Below are 7736 nucleotides of genomic sequence, written 5' to 3'. Positions count from 1 at the left end.
GCCCTGGCGCGAGAGGTTGGCCAGCATCACCGAGCCGGAGTCGGCCGGGGTGAGGAACAGCACGAAGCCGACGAAGATCGACATGCCGATCACGATCTTGGCGAAGGGGTAATGCTCCAGCAGCAGGTAGATCGACATCGACGGCTGCTCCAGCGCGGCCTTGCCCAGGTCGGCGGCGTTGTGGTTCATCACCAGGTCCACCGCGCTGTTGCCGAACACCGAGAGCCAGGCGAGGGTGAAGCCCAGCGGGATCAGCAGCACGCCCATGACCAGTTCGCGCACGGTGCGGCCGCGGGAAATACGAGCGATGAACATGCCGACGAAGGGCGCCCAGGAGATCCACCAGGCCCAGTAGAACAGGGTCCACAGGCCCAGCCATTCCTCGTTCTTGCCGGCGCCGCCGCCGGTATAGACGTAGAGGTCGAAGGTCTTGAGCACCAGGCCGTTGAGGTAGTCGCCCAGGTTCTGCACGAAGCCGTTGAGCAGTTCCAGGGAGGAGCCGCAGACCAGCACGAACAGCAGCAGCGAACTGAACAGCACGATGTTCAGGTTGGACAGCCGGCGGATGCCTTTCTCGATGCCCGACACCGCGGCCAGCGTGGCCACCAGGCTCATCACCAGCAGCACGACCAGCAGGGTGGTTTTCGAGTGCTGCATGCCGGTGAGGTACTCGATGCCCGACGACACCTGCAGCGCGCCGATACCCAGGTTGGTCACCAGGCCCAGCAGGGTGACGAAGATCCCGAAGCAGTCCACCGCATGGCCGGCGCCGCCCTTCACCCAGCGCTCGCCGAGGATCGGCAGCAGGGCCGAACGCAGGGCCAGCGGCTGGCGGTGACGGTAGGCGAAATAGCCCACTGCCAGCCCGACCAGCGCATAGATCGCCCAGCCATGCACGCCCCAGTGCAGGAAAGTCAGCTGCAGTGCCTGGCGGGCGGCCTGCGGGGTGCCGGCCACGCCTTCGGGCGGATGGTAGAGGTGGTCGATCGGCTCGGAAGCGGCGAAGTACAGCAGCGAGATGCCGATGCCGGAGGAGAACAGCATGCCGGCCCAGGCGCCATAGCTGAAGTCCGGCTTCTCGTGGTCGGCGCCCAGCTTCAGCTGGCCGTAGCGCGAGAAGGCGACCCACAGGACGAAGAACAGGTAGCTCCCGATGGCCAGCATGTAGTACCAGCCGAAGCTGTGCGAAAGCCACGCCTGGGTACGGTTCAGGACAGCCCCGGCGCTGTCGGGAAAGAGAATGAGGGCGGCGGTCAGAACCAGGATCAGCACGGTGGAACCGTAGAACACGATCGGATTCAGACGTACCTGCTCGTTTGTTTTTATTGGCGAAGCAGTACTCATTTGGAGGATGACCCCATGACAGTGAACGCATGGCGGCCGCCGGCGAGCGCGACTAAGGCACGGCGACGGGCCGCAAACCACAGACACAGCATTGCCACCCGACACTTCCCGCCTGGATTCTGCGATCCTTGAAGGTTGGAAAATGGCGCGGCGATGAACGGCTCGGGCCCGCTTGCACGCAAGGCTCGGAGAGGTTCACGGAGCGCAGCTTATTCTTAGTTGATTGAACGTTCAATAAAAACAAAATAGACTGGCCCACAACTCGCCGGACGGCACAGGTACGTCCAGGCGAAGAGGAGAGACGCAATGCCCAAGGTCGGTATGCAGCCGATTCGCCGTTCCCAGTTGATCCACGCCACGTTGGAGGCGGTGGACCAGGTGGGCATGGGTGACGCCAGCATCGCCCTGATCGCCCGCCTGGCGGGGGTCTCCAACGGCATCATCAGCCACTACTTCCAGGACAAGAACGGGCTGCTGGACGCAACGATGCGACATTTGATGTCGGCCTTGAGCAAGGCGGTCGCCGAGCGTCGCGCTACCTTGCGCAACGACGAACCGCGCTCGCATCTGCGGGCCATCATCGCCGGCAACTTCGACAGCTCCCAGGTCAACGGCCCGGCGATGAAGACCTGGCTGGCGTTCTGGGCCAGCAGCATGCACCAGCCGCAGTTGCGCCGCCTGCAGCGGATCAACGACCACCGGCTGTATTCGAACCTGTGCAGCCAGTTCCGCCGCGAACTGCCGCTGGCCCAGGCCCGCAGCGCCGCTCGCGGGCTGGCCGCGCTGATCGACGGCCTCTGGTTGCGGGGCGCGCTTTCGGGCGACGCCTTCGACACCGAGCAGGCGTTGGCGATTGCCTACGACTATCTCGACCAACAACTGGCCAAGCGCCCCGGATAGCGGGCGCAGCCTTGCGCTGACACCTATAAGAGAGGACACCTGCACCATGGCTCGATTCGAAGTACAGAAGCTCTACATTGGCGGTCGCTACGTGGAAGCCACCAGCGGCGCCACCTTCGAGACCATCAATCCGGCCAACGGTGAAGTCCTCGCCCAGGTACAGCGCGCCTCCAAGGAAGACGTCGAGCGCGCCGTGCAGGCGGCGGTGCAAGGGCAGAAAGTCTGGGCGGCAATGACCGCCATGCAGCGCTCGCGCATCCTGCGTCGCGCCGTGGATATCCTCCGCGAGCGCAACGACGAACTCGCCGAGTTGGAAACCCTCGACACCGGCAAGCCGCTGGCCGAAACCCGCTTCGTCGACATCGTCACCGGCGCCGACGTGCTCGAGTACTACGCCGGCCTGGTACCGGCCATCGAGGGCGAGCAGATTCCGCTGCGCGACACCAGCTTCGTCTACACCCGTCGCGAGCCGCTGGGCGTGGTCGCCGGCATCGGCGCCTGGAACTACCCGATCCAGATCGCCCTGTGGAAGTCCGCCCCGGCCCTGGCCGCCGGCAACGCGATGATCTTCAAGCCCAGCGAAGTCACCCCGCTGACCGCGCTCAAGCTCGCCGAGATCTACACCGAAGCCGGCCTGCCCGATGGCGTGTTCAACGTGCTGACCGGCAGCGGCCGCGAAGTCGGCCAGTGGCTGACCGAGCATCCGGTCATCGAGAAGATCTCCTTCACCGGCGGCACCTCCACCGGCAAGAAGGTCATGGCCAGCGCTTCGAGCTCCTCGCTCAAGGAAGTCACCATGGAACTGGGCGGCAAGTCGCCGCTGATCATCTTCGACGACGCCAACCTCGATCGCGCCGCCGACATCGCCGTGATGGCCAACTTCTTCAGCTCCGGCCAGGTCTGCACCAACGGCACCCGCGTGTTCATTCCGCGCAACCTGCAGGCGCGCTTCGAGGCCAAGGTGCTGGAGCGCGTGAAGCGCATCCGCCTGGGCAACCCGCAGGACGAGAACACCAACTTCGGCCCGCTGGTGAGTTTCCCACACCTGGAGAGCGTTCTCTCCTACATCGAAGCCGGCAAGGAGCAGAAGGCCCGCCTGCTGTGCGGTGGCGAGCGCGTCACCCAGGGTGAATTCGGCAAGGGCGCGTACGTCGCGCCGACTGTGTTCACCGACTGCACCGACGACATGACCATCGTCCGCGAGGAAATCTTCGGGCCGGTCATGAGCATCCTCGTCTACGACACCGAAGACGAGGCCATCCGCCGCGCCAACGACACCGAGTACGGCCTGGCCGCCGGCGTCGTGACCCAGGACCTGACACGCGCGCACCGGGCGATCCACCGCCTGGAAGCGGGCATCTGCTGGATCAACACCTGGGGCGAGTCGCCGGCCGAAATGCCGGTTGGCGGGTACAAGCAATCGGGTGTCGGTCGTGAGAACGGCCTGACCACCCTGGCTCACTACACTCGCATCAAATCCGTACAGGTAGAGCTGGGCGACTACACCTCGGTGTTCTGATCGCCGCGATCGAGCCATGAGAGGCCGGTCGCAGGCATGACTCCCTGACCACCGGCCATCCCCAACACGCAGACACCGGCGCGCACGCGTCGCGGGCGGTGTCGTGCCTGAAAAAGAGGAAGGCCTGCATGTCCCAGGAATACGACTACATCATCATCGGCGCCGGTTCCGCCGGTAACGTACTGGCTACCCGCCTGACCGAGGACGCCGACGTCAGCGTGCTGCTGCTCGAGGCCGGCGGTCCGGACTACCGCGCCGACTTCCGCACACAGATGCCCGCGGCGCTGGCGTACCCGCTGCAAGGCCGCCGCTACAACTGGGCCTACGTGACCGACCCGGAACCGCACATGAACAACCGTCGCATGGAGTGCGGGCGCGGCAAGGGCCTGGGCGGCTCCTCGCTGATCAACGGCATGTGCTATATCCGCGGCAACGCCATGGATTTCGACGGCTGGGCGCAGGAGAAGGGCCTGGAGGACTGGACCTACCTCGATTGCCTGCCTTACTTCCGCAAGGCCGAGACCCGCGACATCGGCCCCAACGATTACCACGGCGGCAACGGTCCGGTGAGCGTCACCACGCCCAAGGCCGGCAATAACCCGCTGTTCCATGCCATGGTCGAAGCCGGCGTGCAGGCTGGCTACCCGCGTACCGAGGACCTCAACGGCTATCAGCAGGAAGGCTTCGGTCCGATGGACCGCACCGTTACCCCGCAAGGTCGGCGCGCCAGTACCGCCCGTGGCTACCTGGACCAGGCCCGCGAGCGGCCGAACCTGACCATCGTCACCCACGCACTGACCGACCGCATCCTGTTCAGCGGCAAGCGCGCCATCGGCGCGACCTACCTGCATGGCAACGACAATGCCCTGAAGGAAGTCCGCGCCCGTCGCGAAGTCCTGGTGTGCTCCGGCGCCATTGCCTCTCCGCAACTGCTGCAGCGCTCCGGCGTCGGCCCGGCCGCGCTGCTGCGCGACCTGGGCATCGACGTGGTGCATGACCTGCCCGGTGTCGGCCAGAACCTCCAGGACCATTTGGAGATGTACCTGCAGTACGCCTGTAAGCAGCCGGTCTCGCTGTATCCGGCACTGCAATGGTGGAACCAGCCGCAGATCGGCGCAGAGTGGATGTTCCTCGGTACCGGACTCGGCGCGAGCAACCAGTTCGAGGCCGGCGGCTTCATCCGCAGCCGCCCGGAATTCGAGTGGCCGAACATCCAGTACCACTTCCTGCCCGTCGCCATTAACTACAACGGCAGCAACGCGGTGAGCGAGCACGGCTTCCAGGCCCACGTGGGCTCCATGCGCTCTCCCAGTCGCGGGCGGATCAACCTGACCTCCCGCGATCCGCGCAAGCACCCGAGCATCCTGTTCAACTACATGTCCTGCGAGCAGGACTGGCAGGAATTCCGCGACGCTATCCGGATCACCCGCGAGATCATGAACCAGCCGGCGCTCGACCCCTACCGTGGCCGCGAGATCAGCCCGGGCCTGGACAAGCAGAGCGACGCCGAACTCGACGCCTTCGTGCGGGAGCATGCGGAAACGGCTTTCCACCCGTCCTGCTCCTGCAAGATGGGCGATGACGACATGGCGGTGGTCGATGGCGAAGGCCGCGTGCACGGCATGGAAGGGCTGCGGGTGATCGATGCGTCGATCATGCCGCTGATCATCACCGGCAACCTCAACGCCACCACCATCATGATGGCCGAGAAACTCGCCGATAAGGTGCGCGGTCGCCCGGCGCTGCCACGCAGCACGGCCGCCTACTACAAGGCAGAAGGAGCACCGGTGCGCGGAAAACCGCAGCGCTGATTCGCAAATGCGAAGACGAAAACGCCGGCGAGAGAGCCGGCGTTTTCAGTTATCAACCACGACGCGGAGGAACTGGGCGTGTGCGGCCGCTGCCGTCGATGGCGACGAAGACGAACACCGCCTCGGTGACCTTGCGCCATTCGCTGGACAGCGGGTCATCGCTCCAGACCTCGACCAGCATGCGGATCGAGCTGCGGCCTACTTCCAGGGTCTGGGTATAGAAGGAGAGCTGCGCGCCAACCGCTACCGGGACCAAGAAGGCCATGCGGTCGATGGCTACCGTGGCTACGCGGCCTCCGGCAATGCGGCTGGACATGGCGGTTCCGGCGAGATCCATCTGCGCCACCAGCCAGCCACCGAAGATGTCGCCGAAGCCGTTGGTCTCGCGCGGCAGGGCGGTGATCTGCAAGGCAAGGTCGCCCTGCGGGATAGGATCTTCTTGTTCGAGCTCGATCATAGGTAAGGGCCTCTTGCCCCCGGCGTACTCATGGTGAGGTTATGGAAAAACTCTCCCAAGACACCTGCCGGCGCAAGGCCTTGGGACAGCTTTTGATCGGCCTGCGCGCATTATATAGAGGGCGGGCCGGCGCGACGACCGCAGGATGGGCTGAAATTCCCGCGGGCGCGGCCGCTGTGTCGCTTCCGCGCAATTTGCTATGGTGCGGCACCTGCGGCTGCCGGCCGCAGCCTCCTTGCCTGCAGAGATAACAAGCACCATGCCTTCTGTGAACGCTCCTGCCGCGCCCGCGTCACGTCCGTTGACCCGCAGCGACTACAAGACTCTATCGCTGTCCGCCCTGGGCGGCGCCCTGGAGTTCTACGACTTCATCATCTTCGTGTTCTTCGCCACCGTGGTCGGCAAGCTGTTCTTCCCCGCCGACATGCCGGACTGGCTGCGCCAGTTGCAGACTTTCGGCCTGTTCGCCGCCGGCTACCTGGCCCGTCCGCTGGGCGGGGTGGTGATGGCGCACTTCGGCGACCTGCTGGGCCGCAAGAAGATGTTCACCCTGAGCATCTTCCTGATGGCCGTCCCTACGCTGATCATGGGCCTGCTGCCCACCTACGCGCAGATTGGCATCTGGGCGCCGCTGGCGCTCCTGCTGCTGCGCGTCATCCAGGGCGCGGCCATCGGCGGTGAAGTGCCGGGCGCCTGGGTGTTCGTCGCCGAGCACGTCCCGCATCGCCATGTAGGCTACGCCTGCGGCACGCTGACGTCGGGTCTGACCGCGGGCATCCTCATCGGTTCGCTGGTGGCGACCCTGATCAACAGCGTCTATAGCGCCGAAGAAGTCCAAGGCTACGCCTGGCGTATTCCGTTCCTGCTGGGCGGCATCTTCGGCCTGTTTTCCGTTTACCTGCGCCGCTGGCTGCACGAGACGCCGGTATTCGCCGAGCTGCAGCTGCGCAAGCAACTGGCCGAGGAAGTGCCGCTGGGAGTCGTGGTGCGAGAGCATCGCCCGGCCATCGTGCTGTCCATGCTGCTGACCTGGGTGCTGTCCGCCGGCATCGTAGTGGTGATTCTGATGACCCCGTCGGTCCTGCAGACCGTGTACGGCTTCGATGCCGCGACCTCGCTGAAAGCCAACAGCCTGGCCATCGTCTGCCTGAGCGTCGGCTGCATCCTGGCCGGGCGCCTCGCCGACCGCTTCGGCGCGGGTCGCACCTTCATAGTGGGCAGCATCCTGCTGGGCGTCGTCTCCTGGACCTTCTACACCAGCCTGAAGGCACATCCGGACTGGCTGTTCCCGCTGTACGCGATCACCGGCCTGTGCGTCGGCGTCATCGGCGCGGTGCCCTACGTGATGGTCAACGCCTTCCCGGCGGTAGTGCGCTTCACCGGACTGTCCTTCTCCTACAACCTGGCGTACGCCATCTTCGGCGGCCTGACGCCGATGGTCGTGGCCCTCCTTATGAAGGAAGACCCGCTGGGCCCGGCCTACTATGTCGTGGCGCTGTGCGTGGTTGGCCTGCTGGTGGGAAGCTACCTGCTGCGCCAGGAACGCCGGCAGGCAGGACAGGGTTTGGCTGTAAATTGACCAATCGAACAGGTTTTTGCAGAAAGTTTAAATTAGTCGTTGACGGCTAATTTAAACTCCCTATAATGCGCACCACTCCCAGCGACGAAGCGCTGAAAGAACTTGAAAATCAAGTACTTACAGAGG

General features: G+C 64.8%; 6 protein-coding genes. 4 read left to right on the top strand and 2 right to left on the bottom strand.

All coding sequences use genetic code 11. From position 1 onward, the window contains the following. Nucleotides 1-1290 (bottom strand): BCCT family transporter (locus ACCC94_RS25720; protein ID WP_413352445.1); only part of this gene is annotated, 1290 nt, incomplete at its 3' end. Between the two features lie 360 nt (nucleotides 1291-1650). Here ACCC94_RS25720 and betI point away from each other — a divergent pair. The 3 genes from betI to betA all read left to right on the top strand — a co-directional run bounded on the left by betI (nucleotide 1651) and on the right by betA (nucleotide 5574). After that, nucleotides 1651-2244 (top strand): transcriptional regulator BetI, encoded by a 594-nt coding sequence (gene betI / locus ACCC94_RS25715; protein WP_017521582.1) that lies wholly within the window; start codon nucleotides 1651-1653, stop codon nucleotides 2242-2244. A 46-nt stretch (nucleotides 2245-2290) separates the two neighbouring features. Beyond that, nucleotides 2291-3763, top strand: coding sequence for a betaine-aldehyde dehydrogenase (gene betB / locus ACCC94_RS25710; RefSeq protein ID WP_413352444.1), 1473 nt, complete (start codon nucleotides 2291-2293; stop codon nucleotides 3761-3763). Between the two features lie 128 nt (nucleotides 3764-3891). After that, nucleotides 3892-5574 (top strand): choline dehydrogenase, encoded by a 1683-nt coding sequence (gene betA, locus ACCC94_RS25705; protein ID WP_413352443.1) that lies wholly within the window; start codon nucleotides 3892-3894, stop codon nucleotides 5572-5574. A gap of 52 nt (nucleotides 5575-5626) precedes the next feature. Here betA and ACCC94_RS25700 read toward each other — a convergent pair whose 3' ends face one another. Further along, nucleotides 5627-6031, bottom strand: coding sequence for an acyl-CoA thioesterase (locus ACCC94_RS25700; RefSeq protein ID WP_017521585.1), 405 nt, complete (start codon nucleotides 6029-6031; stop codon nucleotides 5627-5629). A 259-nt stretch (nucleotides 6032-6290) separates the two neighbouring features. Between ACCC94_RS25700 and ACCC94_RS25695 the strand changes: the two genes are divergently transcribed. After that, nucleotides 6291-7610 carry an MFS transporter gene (locus ACCC94_RS25695; RefSeq protein WP_413352442.1) on the top strand — a complete coding sequence of 440 codons (1320 nt, stop codon included), beginning with the start codon at nucleotides 6291-6293 and terminating at the stop codon, nucleotides 7608-7610. The last annotated feature ends 126 nt before the right edge of the window (nucleotides 7611-7736 follow it).

It is taken from the genome of Pseudomonas sp. Pseusp97, assembly GCF_047304025.1.
GTDB lineage: Bacteria > Pseudomonadota > Gammaproteobacteria > Pseudomonadales > Pseudomonadaceae > Pseudomonas.
Note: the sequence above shows the minus strand (reverse complement) of the source record. Positions and strands in the feature narration are given on the sequence as shown.

Coding starts and splice junctions, on each gene's coding strand:
- betI (WP_017521582.1), top strand. CDS start 1,651: ATGCCCAAGGTCGGTATGCAGCCGATTCGCCGTTCCCAGTTGATCCAC.
- betB (WP_413352444.1), top strand. CDS start 2,291: ATGGCTCGATTCGAAGTACAGAAGCTCTACATTGGCGGTCGCTACGTG.
- betA (WP_413352443.1), top strand. CDS start 3,892: ATGTCCCAGGAATACGACTACATCATCATCGGCGCCGGTTCCGCCGGT.
- ACCC94_RS25700 (WP_017521585.1), bottom strand. CDS start 6,031: ATGATCGAGCTCGAACAAGAAGATCCTATCCCGCAGGGCGACCTTGCC.
- ACCC94_RS25695 (WP_413352442.1), top strand. CDS start 6,291: ATGCCTTCTGTGAACGCTCCTGCCGCGCCCGCGTCACGTCCGTTGACC.